Source organism: Streptomyces sirii, from assembly GCF_045690365.1.
Taxonomy (GTDB): Bacteria; Actinomycetota; Actinomycetes; order Streptomycetales; family Streptomycetaceae; genus Streptomyces; species Streptomyces sirii.
This window is the reverse complement of record NZ_CP147982.1, coordinates 6,751,055-6,775,410: the sequence shown is the minus strand read 5'-3', so window position 1 is coordinate 6,775,410 and position 24,356 is coordinate 6,751,055. Positions and strand designations below refer to the sequence as shown.

Genomic DNA, 24,356 nt, shown 5'->3' with positions numbered 1-24,356 from the left:
CTGTCCCGCGGCGCGGTTCGTCGCTGCGCCGCGGAAAATGCGCTCAAGCAGCGGCGAAGCCCGAAGAACCGGACGACGAGCCGGACGGCGGGCCCTCGTTCCTGAGCAGATCCGTGGCCCGGTAGGCGGTCTCGTCGGCGTCGTCCGGGAGGTATCTGCTGGCCTTGCCGCTCCACGTGATGACGAGCTCGTCCCGGGCGCGCGTCGCGGCCACGAACACCAGGGAGCGTGCGCGCTGTTCCTCCTGGCGGTAGCGATCCGGGTAGGTGCGCCGATACTGCTCGATGCGCTGATGCGGCACCTGGCCCTCGCCGACGGAGGTGAGGAAGACCCGCTGAAACTCCAGGCCTTTGAAGCGGTGCATCGTGCCGATGCGCACCGCATCCAGGTCAGCACGGACGCCCTCCCGACCCAGCTCGACCACCGGAATGCCAAGGGGCTCCCGAGCCAGCACGTTGGCGAACTCTTGCGCGGAGCTGCCGTCGGGCACGCTTACGGCCATCGCGGAGTACGGCGTTCCGTAGGAGTCGTGGCGCTCCTTGACGAGCATGGCCACCGCGCGCATCTCGGTCAGCCGGTCGGGGGCGCGCCACAACTGCGGGGCAAGCCCGGTGAGGACCGAGCGGTAGCCGACGAGGGTGTCGGCCCCGGTGTCGAGGTCGTCGAAGGCGGCACCCTCGATCAGGCGGTTGGCGCTGCCCAGGATCTGTCGGGTGGTGCGGTAGTTGAGGGTGAGTCGGCGTGAGGCTCGTCCGCGGACCTCGATGCCCTGGTGGCTGAGGACAACCCGGCTCCCGTAGATGCGCTGGTGGGCGTCGCCGGCGAGGAAGATGTCGTTCGGGCCCTTGCGGACCATGGCACGCAGCATCCGCCAGTGCGAGGCGGAGAGGTCCTGTGCCTCGTCGACGACGATGTGCTGGTAGCGGGGCTTGAGCCACATGCCGCTGCCTGTCTCGCGGTGGACGAGATCACGGCCTCCAAGCTCCTTCTTGTAGCGGGCTTGCTCCTCCGTCCGCGTCATCCGGCGCTGTTCGATGGCGGCAGCCGCGTCGGCGATCAGCGCATACGTCGTCTGCCGCGGCGGGGACTCCAGGTGGGCCTTGTACGCGAGCACGAGCTGCCAGATGTCGTGGCGCTGGGCGGTGGTGATGCGGGGGCGCCCGGCGCGACTGACGCGTCGATATGCGTCCCACGAGCCGCACCCCCCTCCGACGATCACATGCCTGAACTCGGTGTCCAGGAAGTCGGCGTCGTACTCGAACCGTCCGGTCTCGGCGAGCACCGTGTGCCACAGGTTCATGGCCGCATCGTCGTCGATGGGCCGGCCCAGGTCGATGCGGGCTTCCTGGACGATCTCCCGGGCGAGCGCGTCGACCGACTTGACGTCGACGCGGCGCAGCAGGGCGTCACCGCCGAGCTGCCGCAACCGCTCCTTGAGGTCCAGGGCGAGGTTGGTGTTGTACGTGGTGAGCAGCACGGGGCGGGAATGCCCCGGCGGCAGCCGGTCGACCAGGTGGCGTACCCGGTGGAGGGCGACGACCGTCTTGCCGGTGCCGGGGCCGCCGGTCACCTTCGCTGAGCCTTTGAAGTCACCGGTGGCGAGGCGCTTCTGCTCGGGGTGGAGGAACAGACGCCAGGCGTCGAAGCTCTTGCCGAGCGCGCCGAGTACCGCGTCGTCGTCGGTCTCGGCCTGGGAGACGGCCCGTTGGGCGGCGCGGGACCAGTCGCGCGGGTTGACGTCCTCCTCGGCACGCCATTTGTCGGTGATGTACTGCCGTACGTCCTTCAGGTCCGCTTGATTGCGCAGTGCGAGGAGGACGTCGCGAGTGAGGTCGGGAAGGTTGTGGGTGAGGAGCTTCTCGAACTGCTCGTCGGTGCGGATCTTCCGGAGCGCCGGCAGGAGGGAGGGGACGACTCCCAGGTCCAGGAGTACCTCGTCGTCGTAGCAGGAGAAGAACGGAGTCCGGAGGCTGCTGGTGGCCGCGGGTGCGGCGGAGCCGGCGGCCGGTGTGTCCTGCTGGACGGCCGGCTCCCGTCCGTCCCGCGCGGCTTCCTGCGGCGCAGCCTCCGCCCGGTCCGGCAGGGCGACGACCTGGGCGCTGACCTCGCTCTGGTCGACCACCTCGATGGCGCCCGAGACGGGGTTGATCTCAACGGTGAGCCGGGTGAGTTCGGTACTGGCGAGGGGGCCGTCGCGCACCGCGAGGACCCGCATCTCGTCACCATCGTCCGTCGACAGGAGCAGGACCACGCACCGGGTGTCGGCGTACGCGAGATACAGGTCTCCGTTGTCGCCGGCAGCCCGCAGGAAGGTCCGGCGCAGGGCTCGGTTGTTCCGGTCGGCACGCAGTCGGTGGACGAAAATGGCGACCACGTCCGCGACGGCCCCGCCCCGGCGCCTGATGTCCTCGTGAGCCTGGAGCCCCACCTGCACCCGCGTCCTGGCCCGCCCCGCCGGACGACCCGCCCCATGATTCACCACGCGCCCCCCTTCTCACCCAGCAGCCGGGCGAGTTCCTCCACGTCCCAGTCACCCGGCGCGCGCACGTGCCAACCGGCCGACGCGCACTGAGCCATGTACTCCGTGTCCTCGGTGTCCTCCTGGAGAACAATGCCGATCTTATGGGCGGGCCAGGCGAGTTCAACCGTGCGGGACACAGCATCGATGTCCCAGCCCGCCTGACCGGCGGGCACATCTCCCCGGGCCCACAACTGCTCGGCAAGCGCCGCGACCTGCGGATCTCCCCATTTGGAGAGCTCTCCGACGACCAGTTGCCAGGCCGTTCGCTCCACGGGAGTCATTCCCCCGGCCGGGCCCGGAATCTCCGATTCCGACTGCTCTCCGAGGTCCGGCCGCTTGACGGCACCGGGGCGGTCGTCGGCGTCGTCGATGTCCTCGGGCAAGGCGAGTCCGGTGCCCGGTTCGTTGGTGCGCAGCGCGGGAAGCAGCCCGGTGCCCGGCCCGGCGGTGGCGGCGAGCAGGGATGCGTCGAAGGTGTCGAGCGTGGTCCGGGCGAGCGCGAGTCCGTCGGCCTGGCCCGTTCCGGTCGGGTCGAGGAACTGAATGATGTTTCCCCAGCTCAGCCATGCCTTCCAGCGACGCCTGTGGTCGGTCCGGTCGCCCTCGACCGCTTCGAGGCGGTCGTCGAGTACGGCGAGGGCGCTCCAGCGCAGTGCCTTCGCGTCGGCACGCTGCGCTCCGACGAGGACGAGGGGCAGCCCTGAATCGTCCCGGAAGGAGAGCAGCTTGAGCCCCTGTCCGGTGACCGTCGGTGCAGGTTCCTCACGAACGGCTGCCTCGACCCACTCGGCGGCGGTGGCCGGGTTGGCATCGACGAGTTCTTTTCTGCGGAGGAAGGCGGGGGCGCTGACAGCGAGTTGGGCGAGGTGCTGCCACTTGTTCAGCCGGGGGTCGCGCAGGAAGCCCAGCAAGGAGGGGACGGCGCCGCCGTACAGGAGGGCGTCCACCTCCGAGGGCTCGCGCCGCAGGCTCGCCCACTGCTTGCGCACCATGGCCCCCGGCCCCATGGGGGAGGTCACGTCGTACGGCGGCCAGGCCGCGTCGGCATCGGGCCCCGCTATGACGGGGGCCAGCGGGTCGCGCTGCTCGTCCGCGCCCTCGGCCGGCTCGTCCTTCGGCGCCTTGAGGCCCTTCTCCCAGGCCACGACGTCGTCCCAGGTGATCTGCCAGACGAGGATGCCGTCGGCGCGCAGCCGGGCACGCTTTGCGGCGTCGGCCGCGATCCGGTTGGTACGGGAGGAGGCGTGCCAGCGGTAGCCGTCGAGGTAGACCGCGATCGGCAGCGGGGGTGCCCCGTCGGCCGTGGTGTCCCCGGCGACTGGGCGGAAGAGCAGGTCGGGGCGGGTGTGGTAGCCGTGCAGGTCCTTCTGTGCGACGACCTCCCAGCGGACCTGTCCGCCGCCGGGCCGGGTGAGGGTGAACTGCTTGCCGTGTCTGCCCGTCGGGGTCTGCTCGTGGTCCGCCGGGGCACCGTCCCCGGGGGCCGCGAGCCAGCGGTCGAGGGCCTCGATGAAGCGGCGCTCCAGGTCGCTCTCCGCCTGGTCGGCGAAGCGGAGTTCGGCGTCGGCCGACTCCTTGCGGAAGTCCCATCGACTGTGACCGTCGGCCCCGAGGAGGTCGTCCAGCATCCACAGGGCCTCCGTACGATCGAGGTCCTTGTAGTCCCGTTCCGGGGCGTAGCTCAGCAGGCAACGGTGGCAGGCGCGACGCGGGGTGTCCTTGCAGGGGCAGGCCCGCAGCGCCGCCTGGGCCTCGGCGAGCACGGCGCGGATCTCCTCGCCGTCACGCTCGACCAGACGCTGCAGGTATCCGGTCCCGCCGGGCAGGGCGTCGTACAGCACCAAGTGGTTGCGGGTGAGGTCGGTCTCCCGGTCGGGTTCGGTGGCGGGCGTGGAGCGGATGTGCGCGGGGTCGCCGCCGTAGCGCAGGGCGAGGCCGAGGTGGAGGGCGGCGGAGAAGGAGGCAAGGCGTTCGGGCACGTTGAGGGTGGCGGCGGGCAGCAGAATGCGCAGTGCCTCCGTGCGGTGCTCGGTGGCGGTGATCACCTGCACGTCCTCCGGCTCCGCCTGCTTGTCGCGTCGCCGGGTGGGGCACCACGGCCGGTGGTGCGCCAGCTCGGGGCGACCGAGCAGGGATTGGCTGACGGAGTCCTGGGTGGGGCTGTGGCCGGGCTCCCGGTCGGTGGCGCCGCCGCACCGCGGGCACACGGTGAACCCGGTGGGGGCTGCCACCTCGGTGCCGGCGAAGTAGGTGTCCTTGGGGCGGCCGTGCCGGGCCTTGCCGAGGTTGAACCGGCGGATGACCGCCTCACGGACGTGGTCCACGCCGAAGGTCGTCTTCTTGTGCCGCCAGCTCTCCTTGATGTCCTTCGGGTCGACGTCGACGGCGGTGACGGTGGTGTATCTGGTCCAGACCCGGTTGTCGTGGTCGTCGACGATCCGGGCATCGTCCCGCTTGTCGTGGGCGGTCACCTTGCGGGGGACGACCACTTGGAAGACGGCGTTGCGTCCGCCGATGCCGTTGCCACCGCAGCGCGGGCAGGGCGAGGTGTCCTGCTCGGCCCGCGCACCGGTGCGGACGTGGCCGCATTCCCTGCAGACCCGCCAGGTCCGCAGGGCTTCGGGGGTACCGCCCTGCGCACCCTTCCTCGCGGGACCGAGGTCGAAGCCGTCGACGACATGCCGGTAACCGCGCACGTAGTAGGCGTTGCCTGGGGCGAGTTCGGTGAGCGCTGCTTCCGCGGGGCGATCGTAGACGCGCGGTTCGCTGCTCCACTTGGACGGGGGCGCGCCGTCGCCGTCTGCTCCCCCGGCGGGCGTACGGGTTCTGTGCGCGGGCTCCTTGTAGCTGAGCATCGCCTCCAGCCGTACGCCGTCCTCGACGAGGCTGTAGTTGGGCAGCAGTCCGTGCTCGACGAGAAAGCCCTGGGCGTCGGACTGGGCCAGTTCCTGGAGCCGTTTGGTGACGCCGGATGCCTCCCGGGCCAGGGTGCGCTTCTCGCGTGCCTCGTCCTCCACGGACTCCTGGAGGGCGTCCGCCGCCTCGTTGATCATGATCCGCCGCTGGGCGAGTTCGGCGCGCTCGGCCTCCCAGGCCCGCTCCGCAGCGTCCAGGTCCTCACCCAGCTTCTTCTTCGCGAACCGCCGCAGGGCCTTGCGGGCGTCACTGGAGGCACCGGAGCCGGGAATGCCGTCGATCTCCGGGAAAAGCCGCAGGAACTCCTCCGCGAGGTCCAGGCGTCCGACCGTGGCCTTGCGGAACTGCTTCAGCCATCCGGTGCGGCCGACGAGTTGGGTCACCCGTTCCGGCAGGGGGATGACGCCCTCCAGGCCGCCCCGGGCCGCGCGGTCGATCAGGAACGCCGTGTACTGGCGGCAGAGCAGTTCGCCCGCGGACAGGAAGCAGCCGGGCGGCAGGATCGGGCCCGCGATCAGATAGCGTGGCTCGGCGAGGTGGTACAGCGCGCGGGGGCTGGTGTCGGCCAGCGACACCAGGAAGGCGTTGCCGGTGGCGCGCCCGGCGCGGCCGGCGCGCTGGACGTAGCCGGCCGTGGACGGCGGCAGCGAGGCCAGGATGACCGACTCCAACTGCCCGATGTCGATGCCGAGTTCGAGGGTCGGAGTGCAGGACAGGACGTTCGGGTCGGTGTGCTTGACGCCGCGCCGGAAACCTTTCTCCACCTCCTCGCGCTCCTTGCGCTTGAGGACACCGGTGTGTTCGGCGGCGACCACGCTGTACGGCTTGGCCTCCCGGTACAGGCGCCGGTAGTAGTCGGAGCTGTAGTCGCGGCCGGCTCGGCCGCCGGCCTCGGCGGACGGCCGGGTGAGGGTGCCCTCGCAGCGCTTGAGGGGACAGTGTGTGCCCTGCCACACCGGGGCGCGCTCAGGCGGCACGGTCTGCGTCCAGCCGCATTCCGGGCACGTGAGCACGGCGAGCGCGATCTGTTCGTCGTCCAGCGGGCGTACCCGTACGTGCCCCGGGGTGAGCCCGTACACGCCGTGGCTCTGCTGCCTGTCGGCCGGGGTGGTCCGCCGCCGGGCCAGCGCGCCGATGTCCTCGTGGGACAGCCGGTCAAACAGTGCGGCGAGGTACTCCCCCGCGGCTTCCCGGTCCAGCCCCAGGCAGCGCTGGGTGAAGTCGACGTACCAGCTGTCCCGGGTGTCGACCCGTTCGAAGTCGGTACGTCCGCTGCGGGCACCGACCAGGACGAACGCCGGCGCCTCTGAGTTGCGGCCGAATGCGGGCATGCCCGGGGGGCGGCCCGTCCAGACCGGATAGCGGGTACGGCCCTCTTCGTCGATGAAGCGGTCCAGCCAGGTGTGGTGGATGCCACCGATCTGCCGGATGTGTTCGAGGAGCCCGCGGACGTAGCCCTCGAAGTAGCGCAGCCGCTCGGGACCTCCTTCGCCCGGAGGTCCGCCTGCCGGTGCTCCCTCGTCGCCGTCACGGGCCGCACCGGCAGCGACCGGCAGGAGCAGCCTCTCCTCGTGGACGCGGAACAGCGCCTCGGCCGCCTCGGCCGCCTTGCCGGGGTCGGGGAGATGGACCTCGGCCGCCGCCGTGCGGGTGAGTTCCAGCGTGCGGCCCAGGCGGGAGTGCAGGCCGAACTCCAGCAACGTGTTGAAGGCGAGGCGCTGGCCGACGAGCTCCCACGTCGCCTCCGGGATCCGCTTGCGTCCCGCGAGCAGCCGCTTGACCTGGGGCACATCGTGCAGGTCGGGCGGGACGACGGAGGCGAGGAGCCGCTCCTCCTGCACGGCGGCACGGCTCACCAGCGAGGCGATCAGCTCGTTGAGCGGCACGCCGTCGGCCGAGGCCCCGGCGTCCGCACGGACGCGCTCGGACAGCTGCTCGTGAATGAGGGAGCGGAGCGAGAACTTCCAGGCGCGGCTGGCGACAAAGCCCGCGCGGTGCGCCGCGTCCTGCACCGAGTCGTTGAAGATCAGCGTCTTGCGGCGGTCTCGCTTCTCCTCGTCACGGTCCGGCAGTTCACCGCCGGTGAAGAGCTGCGTGACGACGACCGAAGCGAGCGGGGCGACACCGGCACCGAGGAAGCGGATGCCCTGGGCCTGTCCACAGGCCGGACAGCGGTCCTGCTTGGCGTACTCGCTCCGCTCCTGGTTGTCGAACCACGTCCAGACGTAGACGCCGTTGTCGGGCGTGGGGGAGATCCGCCCGTCGCTGAGCAGGACCTCGTCCGGGTCCGGCCGGCGCAGCGCCTTGCCGTTGTCCTCCAGGACCATCAGGGTGGCGTCGTGCGAGGCGCCCCGGCGTCCGCGCCGGGCCCGGCGGTCGAGGATGGCCCGGGCCTGTTCGGCGGCCTCCGCGGGAGTGGCCGCGATCATCGCTCGCACCCGGCCCTTGGCGGCGCCGCCCGCCGCGCTCGCGCGGTAGATCTCGTCCGGGGCGTGCACCAGGTTCTGCGGATTGCGGTCGGGGCAGATCGCCGACCAGCCCGAGCGCCCGCAGTGCCGGCAGTACGCGGCCGGCAGCCGTCCCGAGGCACGCGCCCTCAGCCGCCGCTCCGCCTGTGCGGCCACGGTCACTGCCCGCCGCTCGGCGTCGGCACGCTGCTGCTCGGCGAGAGCGGCCTGGTCGTCGTCCGACCAGGAGAACACCGGTTCCGGGCTGACGAACCGAAGTACGCGCGACAGCGCCCGCAGCCACAGGTGCGACTCCACCAGCAGCAGCGGCCGTTCCTTGCCCTCGGGGGCCTTCGGGTCGCGAGCCACGGAGATCAGCGCCACGAAGCGCGCCAGCGCGGCGGCGGCCTTCTCCGGGTGCTGTGCGGCGGCGGCACGCCACGCCGACGTGGCGTCGAATCCCTCCAGCACCTCCACGGCCGTCAGCGGCACGTCCTTCGTGTGCAACAGCGCCCGCATGAGCGGGTGGGCGAGCAGCCGCCGCCCCACCTCACGCGGATCGGCCGTGTCGCACCCCAGGGTGGCCCGCGCCACGGCGTCCATGCCGCCGGGCGTGCGTACCGGGTCGGGCAGCGCGGCCAGCTCGTCGGGCGACGGCAGGGGCAGCGAGTGCTCGACGGGAGAAAGGAACTCGTCGATGTCCCGCCGGTCCTCCCCCACGACCGCGTCGTCCGCGAACCGCACCCCGAACACCTGGGACGCAACGTCGAGCATGGCCCGCGCTCCGCCCGCCGTGCCGCCGGATCCCAGCGTCGCGGAGGTAGCCACGGGACAGATCGGCCCGAGCGGCCGTCCCTCCTCGGCGGCCCCGACGACGGCAGCGAGGCGGCGCAGCAGCATCGCCACATCGGTGCCCTGCGCGCCGTCGAAGGTGTGGAACTCGTCGATCACGACGTACGCGAGGTCGGCGTCCCGCCACAGGGAGGCGTCGTGCTGTCGCTGGAGCAGCAGGTCCAGCATCTTGTAGTTGGTGATCAGGATGTCCGGCGGGTTGCGGCGGATCTCGGCCCGGTCCACCATCACCCGCCCGTAGGGCGGCTCCGACCCACGCGCGGCCGACGCCTCGCCGATGTACAGCCCCGCCGTGACCTCGTCGAGCCGGTTGTCCCCGGCGAACAGCTCACCGAGCCGGCCTGCCTGGTCACCCGCGAGCGCGTTCATCGGATAGAGCAGGACGGCCTTGATCCCCGCCTTCCCGGCCGCCCTCTCCCGGCGGCAGTGGTCGAGTACGGGGATCAGGAAGGACTCCGTCTTGCCGGACCCGGTGCCGGTCGTCACCAGTGTCGGCTCGGGCCGGTGTCCGCCCTTGCTCGTCAGCCGCGCGAACGCCTCCGCCTGGTGGGCGTACGGCTTGAAGTCCCCGGGGTACCAGTCCAGGTGACGCTCCCAGCCGTCGGCCGCCGGCCGGAAGGGGCGCCGTATCCGCAGATACGGCCCCCGGAACAGCCCGTCGGCCGGGTCGGTGAGGAAGTCCTCCAGGGCGTCCTGGGTGTCGGGCTCGGCCAGCGCGAAGGTGGTCGTCAGATACTCGACCGTGGTGTCGCGCAGTGTCTGCGCGGCGAGTGTGGGTCTCATGACGCGCGGTGGCCCCCGTCTCCCGTGTCCGTTTGCTCTCCGATCAACCGGACCCCGTGGTGGCCCGCCCCGATCACGCTCCACTCTACGGCTGGGTACCGACAGTGCCCCCCGATCTTTGAAGACCGGCGGAGCGAGAGGGGCAGGCGCCGGCGCCACGGCCGTCACGGGCGGGCGGACGCTCCGGTCCGGAGGACACCGGAGGCGGCTCCCGCCAACGCGTACTCCGCCCACACCGTCTTGCCCGGACCATCGGACCGAATCCGCCAGTCCCAGCGGGACGCGAGGGCGGCGACGAGCAGCAGCCCACGGCCGCCGGTGCCCTCGCCGCCGGGGGCGGGCAGAGCGCCCGGGCGGGGCGGCAGGCGTTCGGCACGCGTGTCGGTGACCTCGACCCGGACGGTCTCGCAGTGCGCGATCAACTGGAGGCGGAGGCGGAAGTCCCGCCCGGGGACGTGGCCGTGCCGTACCGCGTTGACGGTCAGCTCGGCGAGGACCACCACGATCTCTTCGTGCGCACAGGTGCCGTACGGGATCCCCCAGCTGTCCAGCCGAACCGCCGCCAGCCGCCGGGCGAGGCGGGCACCGCGCGGGGTGGAGGTGAAGCGCATCTCGAAGGTGCGGCCGAGGGGAGGGTGGGAGTGCGGGCTGGTCAAGTGACGGGTGGGGCAGGCAGGTTGAGTGATGTCGCTGCGCCTGCCGGGTTTGGTCGTCATGCCGACAACGGTGTCGCCGGTCGCATAGCGTGACCAGTGGTGACGCATCGACGCGGACTGCTTGTACGCGCTGTGTCGGTACACGTACGAGACACGCGGCGTGACGGCCCTCCAGGGTGGACGTTGGGCCAGGGAGGCGGTAGCGGTGACCGAGGGTACGGACGGGGAGACGGGGACCGTGGCGGCGGCGGTCGAAGAGCTGTCGGTGAGCTTCGGGGACAGCTGGGAGAACGACGAGGGCGGCGCGCGAGGACAGGCATCGGCAGACGGGTCCGGGCAGGGCGTGGTCACCGCGTTCGGGCAGACCATGAAAACGCTGCGGGTGCGGGCGGGTCTGGAGCGGGAGGAACTCGGGCGGCGGTTGGGCTACTCGGCTTCGACTGTGGCGTCGTTCGAGCAGGGGCGGAGGATTCCGTCGCCCAGGACGATCGAGCAGGCGGATGAGGCTGGGGGCGGGTGGGTTGCTGACGGTGTGGAAGGAGCAGGTGGAGCGGGCGCAGTATCCGGTGTTCTTTCAGGGGATGGCGAAGCTGGAGAAGGAGGCCCTTGAACTGCTCGCGTATGAGACCCACGTGCTCAATGGGCTGCTCCAGACCGAGGAATACATGAGGGCTGTGCTCGACATGCGGCGCCCGGTCCTGGACCAGGAGACCATCGAGCAGCGCGTGACAGCCCGCATCGCCCGGCGGGATATCTTCAACCGCTGGCCCGCACCACTACTGAGCTTCGTACTCGAAGAGGCGGCGCTGCGGCACCCTTGGGGAGGCAAGGCCGTGCACCGTGGGCAGTTGGAGCAACTGCTGCTACTCGGCGAGAAGCGGAACATCGAGATCCAGGTCATGCCGACAGACCGCGAGCACAACGCAGGTGTGGACGGCGCGTTCACGGTCATCACACGCAAGGACGGAAAGAGGTTCGTCTACACCGAGGCACAGGGGGCCAGCGCCCTTCAGACCGAGCCTGAACAGACGACCCTCGCCGCCGCTCGCTATGGGATCATCCGATCGCAGGCTCTCCCATCGCGAGAGTCGCTCGACTTCGTGGAAAGGTTGCTGGGATCGCTATGAACGACTCTGAGTCCTCGGCCAACGCATCCGACCTCGCCTGGTTCAAAAGCAGCTACAGCGGAGCCGAGGGCGGCCAGTGCGTCGAGGCCGCGGCCGGTACGGGAGTTGTGCACATCCGTGACTCCAAGGTCGTGGCCGGACCGGTCATCCGTGTGTCGCGTGAAGCGTGGGCGGCGTTCGTCGGGGATGCCTGACAGTCGAGTACGGGAGAGCCCTGCCGATCCTTGTCGGGCGGCAGGGCTCTCGTACGTCAGGCGCCGCCGGCCTCATGCAGTCGACGGCTGAACTCGGCGTGGGCCACCCGCATCTCGTTCTTCCGGTGAGCCTGGTAGAGGGGGTCGGTGTAGCCGTCCGGGAGCGTGTACTCCTCCGGGAATGCCTCGTGTGAACTCAACGTCTTCCAGGTGTCCTTGGGCTGACCGTAGCCGTGCTGCTGGTGTGCCTTGGCGATACGGCGGCCGGTCGCGTCGAACCACATGTTCTCCTCGTACTGCTGGAGTACGGGGAAGCGGGCGTCGTACATGGCGACGAGTTCGTCCGCGCTGATGCCGAGCCACACGGCGACGAGGGCGTCGATCTCCACGAGGGCCGCACGACGGGCGAACTCCGTGCGGAGCGGGGTGTCGCGGGTCCAGGTACGGCCCACGCCTTCGGCGAGCGGCGGCGTGGACTTGGGCCAGACCTTGGAGGCGGCCCAGGTGTCCTGCTGCCAAGCCTCGTCGTACAGCTCCTCCCAGAGGGGAGCGTAGGCGTTGGTTTGGCAATTGAGGCGGAGGGTGCGGAGGAGTAGGGCTCCTTCTAGGGGGTGGCCTGCTGTCGGGGCAGGCAGAGTCTTAGCCTCGCCGATGCGGAGATCATTGCGACCAGTGGCACGCAGGTAGTAGTCCAAGGGCAGGGCGGCCATGAAACCGGCAGCAAGCACAGTGCCAGAGGCGCTGTCCAGCGACATAGAGTTCACGAGGTCGACGTGCACAGGCCCCGGCGGGACGAGGGCCGCAAACAGACTCCGCTCCGTGTTGGACGCGATCTGCCTGCGCCACGCAACCCTGTAGAACTCCGAGTACGGCCGGATACTTGCCGCCGTGAGCAGCGCCTCGACCGCCCTGTCGAGGTCGCCCTCTTCCAACTCGGGATCGGCTGCCTTGACGTCTGCTTCCGCAGCCGCGATCGCTGCCGGGTCGCTCCACAGTTGGCCAAGCCGGTCGTGGTCCACCCACTGGTCCTGCGCGGCCACGAATCGCGCACGATCCTCGGCAGGGTGATAGTTGGTGCGCGGCACCGCGCCCACCGCGAGCTCCCGATGATCCCACGCCTCGTAATCACGCATGCTCTTCGAGCCACCCTCGGGCGGCTGCTTGTGGAGTGGCGTGGCCACATGAATCAGAGGGCCCTGGAGGATGACGTCTCGCCAGCTTCCGACCTCGCCGGGCGACCAGGTGAAGTAACCCGCAGTGCGGTCGGTCTTCTCATTGAAGCCTCCGCTGATCCGAGGCCCCAGTGGCCCGAGCCGGTGCGGCCATCTCGCTAGCGCAGCAATGGCACCTTCCTCGGCTCGCGTCACGGGGTAGAGGAGCTTGGCCTGCTCGGCCGGGGGCGGATTCTCCTCGCCCGGCAAGGTAAGCCACTCCGCGAGGCGCGTCTCGTCTACGGTGATGATGCGGTCCTGGTGCGCCCGCAGGTCCCACTTGCCGTCGTGCTTCACGCCCGGCAGGGGATCATCCTTTTTGGTGTGCCGGACGGACTTGACCAGCACGCTGGGGTGCAGCAGCCAGCTCATGTGCTGGAAGTGAATGTCCTGATCCTTGCCATACACATTGACGCTGAAGTGGCTACTGTTCCCGACCGGATTGGCGAAGATGAGCAGCTCGTTGGTGAAGTCTGCGTGAAACCGCAGATGCCGATACGCGGCCCCTCGCAGGACCGTCTCATTGGAACCGGTCAGGTGCGTGGACGGATGGATCAGACCGGCCACTCCCCGATCACCAGTCGCCCTCCACCCCAACAACATGAACGCCCGATACATATCCGGCCGCGTCCCCACCAGCTCCGGATACGTATCCGCCGACGACAGGAACTCCGAAACACCCGCAACCGTCCCCAGCTCGCCCAGATAGAACGCCCGGTTCTCCGGCTTGGCCAGTACATCGGCGACGTTCCGCTCCCGATCGGCTTCCGTTTCCTTCCCACCCAGCATGAACCACGGCTCGACCTCCGCGAGGACCCCGTTCTCGTCCCACTCCTGCCGCACCCACGGCGGATTCCCCACCATCAAGTCGAACCCGCCCTCGACAAAGACATGGGCGAAGTCCAACTCCCAATGGAAAAAGCCCCGTGCCTCGGCGACCCGTTGCACCGTCTCGTACCAGGGGAACGTGTACCCAAGATCCGCAGGCCGCGTCCAGGCCGTGGCCTCGGTCATCTTCCAGTCGAGTTCCTTCTCCTTCTCGTCCAGCTCATGCAGGTCCTTCACACCCTCGAAGGACAGCAACGACACCTGCTGCCCCTCCCCGGTGTCCACGTCGACCCGCCCAAGCACGGCCTCGGCGAACTCGATCCAGTCATCCAGGGACTTCAGGGCGACCCGTCGCTTGGGATGGCCCTTGGGGAGCGCGGTGAGGTCCTCACCGTTCGGCCGGTACTCGAACTCGTCCGTACCGTCCAGCAGGCCGATCTCCTCCAGCGGCCAGAACCACAACGCGCACCATGCATCCATGACCTGCTTGAGCCGCCAGTACGGGGAGCCTTTCCGGTGCAGCGCCTCCAGGACCGCGTCCCGGTCCATCGGAGGGCGTCTTTCCCCGGCCTGTCCGGCCCGTGGAACCGCCGCCCCCCACACGTCCACGTTCCGGGAGATCTCCTGCTCGGAGAGCTTCAACCGCATCACGACTAGGTCCCACAGGTACTCGACCCGTCGGGCGAGGCCGATCAGCCGGCCCGTCTGCGTCCGGGCCCCGGGCTCGTCCTCGTCGTCCTTCTGCCCGGTCTTGGCCGAAGCGGCGGCGCCGGCAGAGGCCACCGTGGCCTTCGACGGCGACCGATCCCCGCCCCCACCGTCCCCGGCCGACACACCCAGCGTCGGCTGCTCCCAGATCTCCAGGCCGAGATCGAACGCGCCCTGGCCCACCGCCGCGTCGATCTCCGCCTGCCGCTGCGGAGTCGGAGCCGTCTTCTTCTTCGGCGCGGACGCCCGCCTGTGATCCCCCTTCGGCTTGCGCCGCATCGCCGACCGCCACTTGCGCAGGGCCTCGACCAGCTCCGGCTCCAGCCAGTCGACGACCTTCCCGTCGACCACGGCCTTGACCGTCTCCTCCGGCGTGCCCTTGTGCAGCGTCCGCAGGGACACCTTCTCCCCGATGGACCCCCACCCCATCGCGGGCAGCAGGAACTGGTGCACCTCCCGGGCCTTCAGCTTCTCGCTCAGCGGCACGTGCCGGGGCTGCCGTGGCTCCTTCGCCGTGAGCCAGTCGCCCTTGCTGAGGGTGTTGCCGGGGTAGACCCGACGCGCGGCGCCGATCAGCGAGTTGCCGCGGTGGAGGTGGAGGCCGTACCACGGAGCCTTCATGCCCCGGTGCATGGTGTTGAGCCAGAGGGAGATCTCGGCGAGTTCCACGGCCGTCTCGTTGAGGTCGACGCCGTACGCGTTGTGCAGGGCGATGTACGCCTTCGCCTTCTGCAACTCGCGCTGGTAGTCCTCGGGGTCGATCTCGACGCCCCGCTCGCGCTGGGCGAGCTTCAGGTACAACTCGGCGAGCTGGATGACGGCCTCATTGAGGAACGCGCCGGAGCCGAGGGCCGGTTCGCAGACCCGCCACCTGAGGACGTCAGCGGCGTTGACCCATGCCTTCTCCGGCTCCTTGGGGTCGACCTCGCCTTTCTCGTCCAGACGGAAGCGCAGTGTCTGCTCGACGGTGGCCTCGGTGAGGGACTTGGGCGTGTAGTAGGAGGCGCTGGTCTCGCGGTCCCGGCCGGCCAGACGATAGACGTAGGAGTCGACCTTGTGCGGGAGCGGCACCCGCTCATTGGTCTCCGGGTTGACCTCCGTCTTGACGAACACGTCGTCCGGGTAGCGCTGGGAGGCGACCTGACTCGCCCGGATCAGCCAGGAGCCGCCGCTCGGGTCGCCGCCCCTGGCGACCTCGTACAGAGGCTCGTCGGCGATGAACCCGGTGTACGACATCAGCCCCTCGTACACCGCGCCCAGGTGGTTGATGCTGAGGTTGGCGTACGAGATGAACCCGCCGCGCCCGCCGCGGCCCCGGCCCCGGCCCTCCACCACGGTCAGGTGGCGCAGCACCTGGTGCAGGATCTTGTTGCGCAGCCGCAGGTCGAGGCGGCGGGCGGTGTCCGGGACGGTGCCGTCGGGGGCGATGTCGGCGGGGTGGACGATCGTCTGGTCGACGAGCTTTATCGACGTGGGGTCGAAGAGCCGGGAGCGCAGTGCCTCGATGCGTACGCCCGCGTAGCCGTCGTCCTCGGCCAGCTCCGCTGTCTCCTCGACGGCGGCGAGCGCGTCGCGCGAGGTGACCGTCTCCGCGACCGGGTGGCCGGTGAAGACCTTCTCGAACAGCAGGGACAGCGAGGCGTGGAAGTGGTGGCGGTCGCGCGACGTGCTGGACAGCTTCTCCTGGACTGCCAGTTCGCGCAGTCGGCCCACGCTGTACCCGGAGGTGTACTCCTCGCTCTTCATCGGGAGGATGTCCAGCTCGGGGCGGGCCTCGGCGTAGAGGAGGAAGAGGATGCGGTAGAGGTAGCGGAGTGACTCGTTGGTGAGCAGGCGGGGCAGGGAGCCGGGATCCGCGAGCGGCCCGGGGAGCCACTCCAGGAGGTCGTCCGGTCTGACTCCCTGCCGGCCGGCCAGCTCCAGCACCTCGTTGGCGATCAGCTGCACCGACTTCTTCAGGCCCTCGCGCAGGTCGGAGGTGACGCCCACGGAGTGGTCACGGGACTCCGCCACCAGGCGGGCGATGTCGTCCTCGCCGCCGTCCCCGGCCGGCCGCAGCGACTGCGCCCCGAACAGGGCGGCGATCACGTCGAGTTCACCGGCGGTCGCGCCCTTCGTGCCCTTGCGGGGCAGCGCCACTTCCAGGCTGACCGCCAGATGGCGGCCGCGCGCGTAGTTCTCCTTGTCGGCGAGGACGAGCACGCCGCCGAACAGGAGCAGGACGTAGCGGGGTGCGTCGTCGGCGGACAGCAGCCAGGAGGCCAGGTCCGTGACCGTGGTGAGGGTCTTGCCGGAGACCACGCGGACGGGGACGGCCAGGCGGTTGGCGGAGCCCTCTCCGCGTGTGGCGGCGAGGTCGTCGGCAAAGCCGCCGGTGAGGACGGCGACGCCAGGCTCACTGTGTGCCACGGGCACGGCGACCGGCCCGGCCGCCCCCTGCACGATGACATGACCCGGGGTCGGAGTGAATCCGAGGGCTTTCAGTACACGCACGTGCCAGGCATTCAGGGCCGCGCGCCACGCTCCTTCCGGGGTGTCGTCGTACGTGCGGGGCGCGGTCGCGGGCTGGAAGACGTGCGGACCGTCCGGGACCGTATGCGTCTTGAGTGCCTCGGTCGCCGACCGCTGGGCCTCGATCGCGACGGGGTCGGGCAATGCGTTGTACTTCTCGGCCTCGCCGCCCACGGTGAGCCGTACGTCGAGGTACGGGCCCGTGAGGTCGCGCAGTCCCTGGCGCGGAGTGGGCCGGCCCTGGCGTTCCTCGGCCGTCCACTCCTTCAGACGGCCGCTCTTGAGCTGCTTGGGAAGGATCTCGTCCAGGTAGAAGGGCGGGAAGTACTCACCCTCATTGGTCAGAGCGTCGAACTTCACGCTTGCTGCTCCTGCCGGATCGCGTCAGTGGTGGGTCGGGGAAACCGAGTCGACCGGAACGGTCGGGTGGTTCGGCTCGTGATCATGCGCTCGGCTCCAGTGCCGCCAGGACCCGCACCATCGGATCGCCCGTCGTGCGGAGCCGGGTCGCGGCCTCTTCGAGGTTCTCGGCGGCGCGCTCGCGGGCGGTGCGGCCGCCGCTGAAGCCGGGAAGGGGCTGGGCGCGCCAGAGGCCCACCCTCTCCTCGTACTCGCGCAACGGGCGGTCGACGAGCTTCTCGGCGTCGTCGCGGCGCTTCCTCATCTCGCGACGGGTGGCGGCCACGGCATCGGGCACGTGGCGGCGCAGGGCGGCCGGGTCGCCCTCGCCGAAGTGATCGGGCATGTCCGGGCCCAGTCCGAGGTTCGCGAGAAGGGTCCGGGTCAGCTCCCTGACCCGGGGCTCCTCGCCCGGCCGGCCGAGCCGGTCGACGGCCAGCCATGCGACGACCGTCGGACGTCCGTCCTTGTTGGACCACACCCCCTGGGTGAGGAACACCGGCTCGGGTACGTGGGCGCGATCAACCTGGATCACGGGGGCCTGCTGACGGCCCAGCTGGACCAGGACCTTGTCGGTGATCCACTCCATGACGGGGTGCAGCTCGCCGACGTAGTGGGCGTCCGGCCACAGCGAGGACGAGTCAGCGTCCTCACGGGCCCGCTTGAGGGAGTCGGCCGCGTCCTTCTTGCTGAAGGTGAGCTTCATCCGACGGGTGATGCCCTGGTCGCGCAGGTAGCCGGCGGGAAGCACGTCGAGCCGGTCGGCGAGGTCCTCCGGTGTGTCGAAGCTGAGGTCGGTGCCGTTCACAGTGGTGTCCAGACGGAAGGGCTCCAGGTCAGCCAGTTCCGCGAGGCCGGCGAGAACGTACTCGCGGCGGTCCTTGAACAGGCGCAGCTCCTCGACGAAGTGGAGGGGAGCAGGTGTCTCCTGCGCAGCGGAGACCTGCTCCGGTGAGGCGTCCTGGGTATGCCCGGAGTGGTCCTCGGCGTCCGGAGAGACGTCGAAATCGAAGCCCGCGTCACCGTCGTACTCCGTGTCGAAGTCGAAACCGGAGTCGTCGAACGGGTCGCCTTCGGTGCCGAACTCGGCGTTCAGCTGCTGCGCGAGGGGTAGGTCCGCCGAGGCGCACCCGTCGTCCAGGCGGGTGGCCTCCAAGTCCGCCACCGCCTGCTGGGGTGCCTCCCCCTTGAGCAGCGCCTCCATGACGCGCTTCTCCTCCAGGGCGCCGTCGTTCTCCTTGGTTGCCGCCTCCACGGCGCCGAGGACGGCATGCACCTTCGCCTCGCGGGCGAGGACCTTCTCGGCAATGCCGGTGTCATCGAGCGCGCCTTCGACGGCCGATTCGAGGATCATCGCGCGGAACTCGGGCGGCCGGGTCTGCCCGTAGCGGTCGATGCGGCCGTTGCGCTGCTCGACCCTGATCAGACTCCACGGCAGATCCCAGTGGATCAGGTGGTGGCACTGGCGGTGCAGGTTGACGCCCTCGGAAGCGCCGTCGCCGGTCAGCAGCAGCCGGACGTCTCCGCCCGCGCGCGCAAACTCGTCGACGTACTCCATCTGCACCCGGTCGGAGACGCCGGTGCTGTGCAGCACCTTGACGGCGGCCCTGGCGCCCTCCGGGTCTTTCCAACCGAGCAGCGACGGCAGCACCTCGCCGAGCCAGTCGAGGGTCTCGCGACGCTCGGAGAAGACCACCGCGCGGACCGTGCTGCCCGCCTTCACGCCGATGCGGGTCAGCTCCTCGACCAGTCCCCTGAGCTTGGAGGTGGCGGTAAGCCCGCCGGTCCCGGCGGCCGCGCGCTCGATGGCCCGGGCGAGCTCCATGAGGCGCAGGAGGGAGGCCGCCTCGGGGGTGTGCGCCTCGGTGCCGGACAGCGACTCGTCGGAGATCTTGTGGCCTTCGGGGAGGCGGTGACCCGTCTTGGTGAGCCTTTGCCGGGCCGTGACGAACAGGGCGCGGTGCGAGGAGAGAAACGACTTGAGCAGGACGTACGGGAACAGGCGGTCCTCCGTGCCGGCTTCCGCATCGGGCTTCTTCAGCCAGTTCAGGGCGAGTTCCTGGAAGACCTCTTCCTCCAGCTCGTTCGCCTGGCAGCGCACCGGATGGGAGCTGCCGCGCGGTGCCCAGTGGTCCTTCAGCTGATCGACGACTTCAGCGCTGACCTTGGTGCGCCGCAGCATCAGATGGTCCAGCTCTTCGGCCTTCGGACTGCGGGGGTCCTTGACCGCCATGGGGTCGAGGAGGCGGATCAGTCCGGTGAACGCCTGCATGTCGCCGTTGTGCGGGGTGGCACTCGCCAGCACGAGGGCGTCCGTGCGCTCGGCCAGCAGGTCGGCGAGGGCTCGCCGGTCGCTGCCCTGGTTGATGAGGTTGTGGGACTCGTCGATGACCACGGCGTCCCACCGGATGTGCTCCAGCCACGGGCGGTAGCGCTTGGGGTTCTTGAGGGTGTCCATGGAGATGATCACGCGCTTGAAGTACGTGAACGGATTGCGGCCCGCCGGGATCTTCCGCTCGATCCGGGCGATACCGGCACTGTCCAGACGGACCAGCGGCAGCGAGAAGCGTGTCCACATCTCGTGCTGGAACTGTTCGAGTACGGGAGCGGGCGTGACGACGAGGATGCGCTCGCCCCGGCCGCGCCGGATCAGCTCACTGAGCAGGACCCCAATCTCCAGGGTCTTGCCGAGCCCCACGACGTCGCCGATCAGCAGCCGCGGCCGCAACGGATTCGCGACGGCCTTCGCGGCGGGACGCAACTGGTAGTCCATGCGGTCGAGGAGGAAGCCGTCGGCGAGTGCCAGTCGGCGCTCGGTCTGGGGCAGCGGGGTCTTGCGCAGCACGGCCTCCAAGAAGAGACGGCTGCGCCGAAAGTGCGGCGACCGGTCGCCGAGGAGTTCAGTGTCCTCGGGGAGAAGGATCCGCATCCGGTCCATCGTGGGCACGAGGAACCGGGCTTCCTGGCCGCGCACCAGCTCCGAGGCGCCGACCGCCTCGATCAGGACCTCACCGGGCCGCACCTCCGCGCTGTTGCGGACCATCCACTCCTCGTCACGCACCTCGATCATCGTGCCGGCGGGCAGGGCCGCCTCGGGCGCCGCCGGGGCCTGGGCGGCGGGGCGGGCCTCGGTGCTGCCGGGCACGGCGTCGGACATGGTGTGCGGTTCCTTTCGGGTCGTACGGGAGGGTGCTTCGGTGACGAAGCCGGTGCGGTCTGTGACGCCGCCGGGTGCGGAGTCCCCTGAAGCCTAGGACCCCGTAGGGGCGGGATGGGAAGCGGACCGGGGACGGCTCGGGAGTTCGCGACCGATCGGGACGAGAGCGGACCAACGGGCGTCGGGAGGGCCGTGTGCCGCGCTTCAGAGCAGCACCGCTGGGCTCCTCGTCCGCTGGTGCGCGACGCTCACAGCTTTCCGCGGTGTGCGTATGCCTTCCTCAGCCGTTGGGCGACGCGCAGTGCGGTACGGGGAGGAGCTGCGGGCGGCGCGTCCGGGGACGGTTCTTCGTCCGGCCGCGGAGGCTGAAGGGGGTAGCTGGTCAGGGCGGGGTCTTCGGCAGAGGGCGCGTCAGGGCCCCCGTCTGAGGGGGTCCGGACCGGCTCGGGAAGCGGTTCGGTGGGCTGCGCCTCGGGCCGGTCGATGACCGTCGGAGTGTACCCGGCGGGAGCGCCGTGATCAGCGCTGTCCTCGGCTAGTTCGATGTCATCGGTGTCGACGATGCCGAAGAAACCGGCGCCGCCGCTCGACAGATCGTCCGGCAAGCCGCCGGCCCACGGGGCGTCGGGCGCCACCCCCGCGTCGACCGCGCGCTGGGCTAGATCCCGGACCGCTGGGTCCACAGCACCGGAACGCGCCTCGGGGGGCAGCTCCGGTGCCAGGTCGGCCCTTTTCACCAACTCCCGCAGTTCCTCGAACGCCAGGTCCTTGGTCAGCTGAGCCTCGTGGAGGAGAACCCGCAGCCCCGTCTCCACCCGATCCAGATCCGGTCGGAGGCCGGGCACGTCCACCAGTATCTGCGCGAGCAGCGGACGAAACTCCGCGCCGACGCCGTGCCAGTGCGGCGGCGTGAGCAGAGGCTGCTGGGGGTAGGGCGGTCTGCCCGTCAGTGCGAAAAACAGCGTGGCGCCGAGCGCGTATACATCTGTCGGTTCCTTGGCGTTGGGGAAGTCGTGCAGCTGCTCGTAGGACATGTACGGCTTGGTTCCCCAGGCTTCACCAGGACCGGTGATCGCCTGGCTGGTCCGCCGCTCGATGAGAGTGGCCAACCCGAAGTCCAGGACGACCGGGCCGTCCGGTCCCAGCACCACGTTTTCCGGCTTGAGGTCCCGGTGCAGCAGGCCCGTGCCATGGATGGCCCTCAGCGCGTCCACCAGGTGGAGACCGAGGGCGACGTACGGGCCCACGGAGAAGGTGCCGGCTTCCTTCACCATCCTGTCCAGCGACGGACCCTCGACGTAGTCCATGGCGAACCACGGTTCCACCGCGTCCGTGTCGGCCGCGAGGAGCGCGGGCACACGGTCGCTGACGACGGCCCGGACTGTCTCGATCTCCCTGTCGAACCGCTTCCGGGCACCTGGCTTGTCCAACAAGTGTGGCTGGATCATCTTGACGACGGCGAGCCGCGGTTCGGCGACGTCCGTGCCCTCGTCGGGCTCGACAAGGTGGTAGGTCGTGGTCAGTTCGTCCGTGAGACCGTCCAGCGGAATCCGGCGGGCGAGATAGGCCACGCCCATGCCGCCCTCCCCCAGCCGTGCGAGCAGTTCGAACGGCCCCAGCACACGCGGGTCTCCATCGGCGTCCAGCGGCTTCATCGGCGTTCTCGTACCCCCACGCTCTCGTCACGACCCCCCGGCCGCCCTGCTGCCGGTCAGTCTACGGAAGGGGATCACATCGCAGATGGTCTCTGACGAGAACGTCGGCACCCATTCTCCGCATGGCTTGAATGTGTGCATGGTGGAGCGTGGAGCACATACGGTCCCGCTTCACGAGTCGCGTGACATGTTCTTTCAGGAGGGGGCGGCATGCGGGCCTGGGTGGTACGGGCTGGAGAGAACGGTGAGCGGGAGCACGCGGCGTTGGAAGAAGGTGCTCTTCTGGTCGGTTGGCAGGGGCTGGGGGACCTGACCGACGTCACCACGCGTGAGGACATCAAGGCGGCCGTGGCCGCCGCCTACCCCGACGAGGGCCCTTACACGGTCGGAAACTGGACAGGCCAGCTCTACAGGTTCGCCCACGAGATCCAGCCGGGGGATCTCGTGGTACTGCCACTGAGGTCCTCTCGCGTGGCGATCGGGCGCGTCGCGGGCGGGTACGAGTACCAGGCGGAAGCTGTGGACCGCCCGCGTCACGTCCGCCGGGTGGAGTGGCTGGTCAAGGACATCGACCGACAGGCGATCCAGCCCGATCTCCTGGACAGCATGGGATCTTTGCTGACCGTCTTCGAGCTCAGCAGGTTCTCAGCGGCGGAACGCACGGCCGCCCTGGCCGAGGGAAAGCCCGATCCTGGACGGCCCGATGCCGACGAGTTCGCCGCCAGCCTGACAGAGCCAACCAAGCTGTACGAGGAGGTGCGTCGCCGCACCGCCGACGAGCCGCTGACCCTGTCCGTCCGGGACTTTCTGGCCATCTGGGGAGTCCAACGTCGGTACCCGGCCGCCGTGGAACAGATCAAGAACGATCTCGACGAGCGCGGCCTGGTGACGGTGCCGCCTTTCACCGAGGGCAGTATCGATAGCAAGATCACGGTACTCGCGGGCGGTGCCGAACCCGACGAGGCGGGAACCAGTGCCGTGACGAGGCTTACCGGCACCACCGGCTTGACCTCCGCGGTCCAGAGCGCCCTGCACGCCGTCGGCCACCTGGCGGACGAGGAGTCGCCGACGGAGGCTGTCGCCTACCGGGTGAGCAACCTCGAATCCGCAAACCGTATGCCTGAGTGCGTACATGTCGGGGACAGCTTGCAGACCGCCATGACGCTGCTGGTACTGCGGGGCTACAGCCAGCTACCGGTCCTGGACACGGACGGACGTCTGCGGGGAGTCGTCAGCTGGGAATCGATCGGGCGTGCCCGTATGGCCGATCATCAGGCGGACTTGGCTGCCGCGACGGTCAGAGGACTGGAGGCCGACCGGTCGGACGACCTGCTCGACTGGATCGGCACCGTCCAGCAGACCGGATACGTCTTCGTGCGCGATCACGACCACAAGGTCTGCGGCCTGGTCACGGCATCCGATCTCACGGTCCAATTCGGCACGCGGGTACGCCCGTTCGTCCTCGTCGAGGAGATCGAGCAGCGGCTGCGCCGCGTGGTCGACCGATGCATTCCGCTCGACCGCATCCGCGCAGTGGTTCCCGGTCGGCGCTCCTCCCGAGTGAACTCGGCCGCCAACCTGACGTTCGGAGCGTACGGGCACCTGCTCAAGGAGCCCGACAACTGGGCAGCTCTTGGCTGGGCTATCGACCGGCAGCACTTCCTGACCGCACTTGAGGAGGCCCGCCAGTTCCGCAACAGCCTGATGCACTTCAGTCCGGATCCCGTCACCGATGATCAGTTGCTGCCGGCGCAGGGGTTGCTCGAGCTGTTGCGATCCATGGATCCGCAGAAGTGACAGGAGCGCGGGGTGGAGGCAGCTGCCCCCTCGGTGCGCTGCTCGGGTGCGGGCCCAGCCGCCCTTCGCCCGAGGAGGGGCCGGCGGATATTTCTTCCCCTCTTTCCGGCAAACAGCGAGGTGCACCGGGCCCATGTTGGGCTTGAGCATCTTGCTGAGCAAGGGTGCCCTTGGCTACCGTAGTTGATCCGTTCAGCATTCAAAGGCCGTGGCCCAGAGCTACCGTGTAGCTCTGGGGTCTTGGCAGAACCCACGATCTCCGTGGGCTTGATCTCCTTTCCCTGCTCCACCGCGAGTCCGGCGGACTGACGGAGCCCTATCGCGTCCTCCTCGTAGAAGTAGCCCCAGTGCCGCTGGGCATCTGCGTGTCGCCGGTGCCACGAACGTACCAATCGTGCCCTTCGATGACGGTCCGGCCGTCGGAGCGTCCGTACGGGAGTCGTTCCGCAGCCGGGCCCACGCCCATGTCGTGCCTAGGAATAGCGGGTCCGCGCAACTCGGGTTCCACGGCGCGCAGCCGCCACCCGGCAAGCGGCGAGCGCGGAATCGCCGCACGCGCCCGAGGCTGCCCTGCGCGACGCCTGTGCAAAACAC

At 69.7% G+C, this 24,356-nt stretch carries 8 protein-coding genes and 1 pseudogene; 3 read left to right on the top strand and 6 right to left on the bottom strand.

Features of this window, described 5'->3' with window-relative positions; all coding sequences use genetic code 11:
- Window positions 1-43: 43 nt before the first annotated feature.
- From WAB15_RS30440 to WAB15_RS30430, 3 genes are all read right to left on the bottom strand, one after another.
- Complete coding sequence (locus WAB15_RS30440) at window positions 44-2,428, bottom strand: UvrD-helicase domain-containing protein (RefSeq protein WP_407288167.1); 2,385 nt, start codon at window positions 2,426-2,428, stop codon at window positions 44-46.
- A 47-nt stretch (window positions 2,429-2,475) separates the two neighbouring features.
- Window positions 2,476-9,519, bottom strand: coding sequence for a DEAD/DEAH box helicase (locus tag WAB15_RS30435; RefSeq protein WP_407288166.1), 7,044 nt, complete (start codon window positions 9,517-9,519; stop codon window positions 2,476-2,478).
- Window positions 9,520-9,683: 164 nt separating this feature from the next.
- Window positions 9,684-10,235, bottom strand: a complete 552-nt coding sequence (locus WAB15_RS30430; protein ID WP_407288165.1) for an ATP-binding protein — start codon at window positions 10,233-10,235, stop codon at window positions 9,684-9,686.
- A 307-nt stretch (window positions 10,236-10,542) separates the two neighbouring features.
- On the opposite strand from WAB15_RS30430, the pseudogene WAB15_RS30425 reads away from it, so the two are divergent.
- Both WAB15_RS30425 and WAB15_RS30420 read left to right on the top strand, forming a co-directional pair.
- Window positions 10,543-11,302: pseudogene (locus WAB15_RS30425) on the top strand (helix-turn-helix domain-containing protein).
- On the top strand, window positions 11,299-11,496 hold the full coding sequence (locus WAB15_RS30420) for a DUF397 domain-containing protein (RefSeq protein WP_407288164.1): 198 nt from the start codon (window positions 11,299-11,301) through the stop codon (window positions 11,494-11,496). Before WAB15_RS30425 ends, WAB15_RS30420 begins: the two are co-directional and overlap by 4 nt.
- A 56-nt stretch (window positions 11,497-11,552) precedes the next feature.
- On the opposite strand, the gene WAB15_RS30415 is transcribed toward WAB15_RS30420, so the two are convergent.
- The 3 genes from WAB15_RS30415 to WAB15_RS30405 form a co-directional block, all read right to left on the bottom strand.
- Window positions 11,553-17,114, bottom strand: a complete 5,562-nt coding sequence (locus tag WAB15_RS30415) for an Eco57I restriction-modification methylase domain-containing protein (protein WP_407288163.1) — start codon at window positions 17,112-17,114, stop codon at window positions 11,553-11,555.
- An 82-nt stretch (window positions 17,115-17,196) separates the two neighbouring features.
- Window positions 17,197-20,310, bottom strand: coding sequence for an SNF2-related protein (locus WAB15_RS30410; RefSeq protein ID WP_407288162.1), 3,114 nt, complete (start codon window positions 20,308-20,310; stop codon window positions 17,197-17,199).
- A gap of 248 nt (window positions 20,311-20,558) precedes the next feature.
- Window positions 20,559-21,965, bottom strand: a complete 1,407-nt coding sequence (locus WAB15_RS30405; protein ID WP_407288161.1) for a serine/threonine protein kinase — start codon at window positions 21,963-21,965, stop codon at window positions 20,559-20,561.
- Between the two features lie 210 nt (window positions 21,966-22,175).
- On the opposite strand from WAB15_RS30405, the gene WAB15_RS30400 reads away from it, so the two are divergent.
- Window positions 22,176-23,762 (top strand): CBS domain-containing protein, encoded by a 1,587-nt coding sequence (locus WAB15_RS30400; RefSeq protein ID WP_407288160.1) that lies wholly within the window; start codon window positions 22,176-22,178, stop codon window positions 23,760-23,762.
- The last annotated feature ends 594 nt before the right edge of the window (window positions 23,763-24,356 follow it).

What these genes read in the sequence shown, in the direction of transcription:
- WAB15_RS30400 (WP_407288160.1), top strand. Translation starts at nt 22,176, where the DNA reads ATGCGGGCCTGGGTGGTACGGGCTGGAGAGAACGGTGAGCGGGAGCAC.
- WAB15_RS30435 (WP_407288166.1), bottom strand. Translation starts at nt 9,519, where the DNA reads ATGAGACCCACACTCGCCGCGCAGACACTGCGCGACACCACGGTCGAG.
- WAB15_RS30410 (WP_407288162.1), bottom strand. Translation starts at nt 20,310, where the DNA reads ATGTCCGACGCCGTGCCCGGCAGCACCGAGGCCCGCCCCGCCGCCCAG.
- WAB15_RS30430 (WP_407288165.1), bottom strand. Translation starts at nt 10,235, where the DNA reads ATGACGACCAAACCCGGCAGGCGCAGCGACATCACTCAACCTGCCTGC.
- WAB15_RS30420 (WP_407288164.1), top strand. Translation starts at nt 11,299, where the DNA reads ATGAACGACTCTGAGTCCTCGGCCAACGCATCCGACCTCGCCTGGTTC.
- WAB15_RS30405 (WP_407288161.1), bottom strand. Translation starts at nt 21,965, where the DNA reads ATGAAGCCGCTGGACGCCGATGGAGACCCGCGTGTGCTGGGGCCGTTC.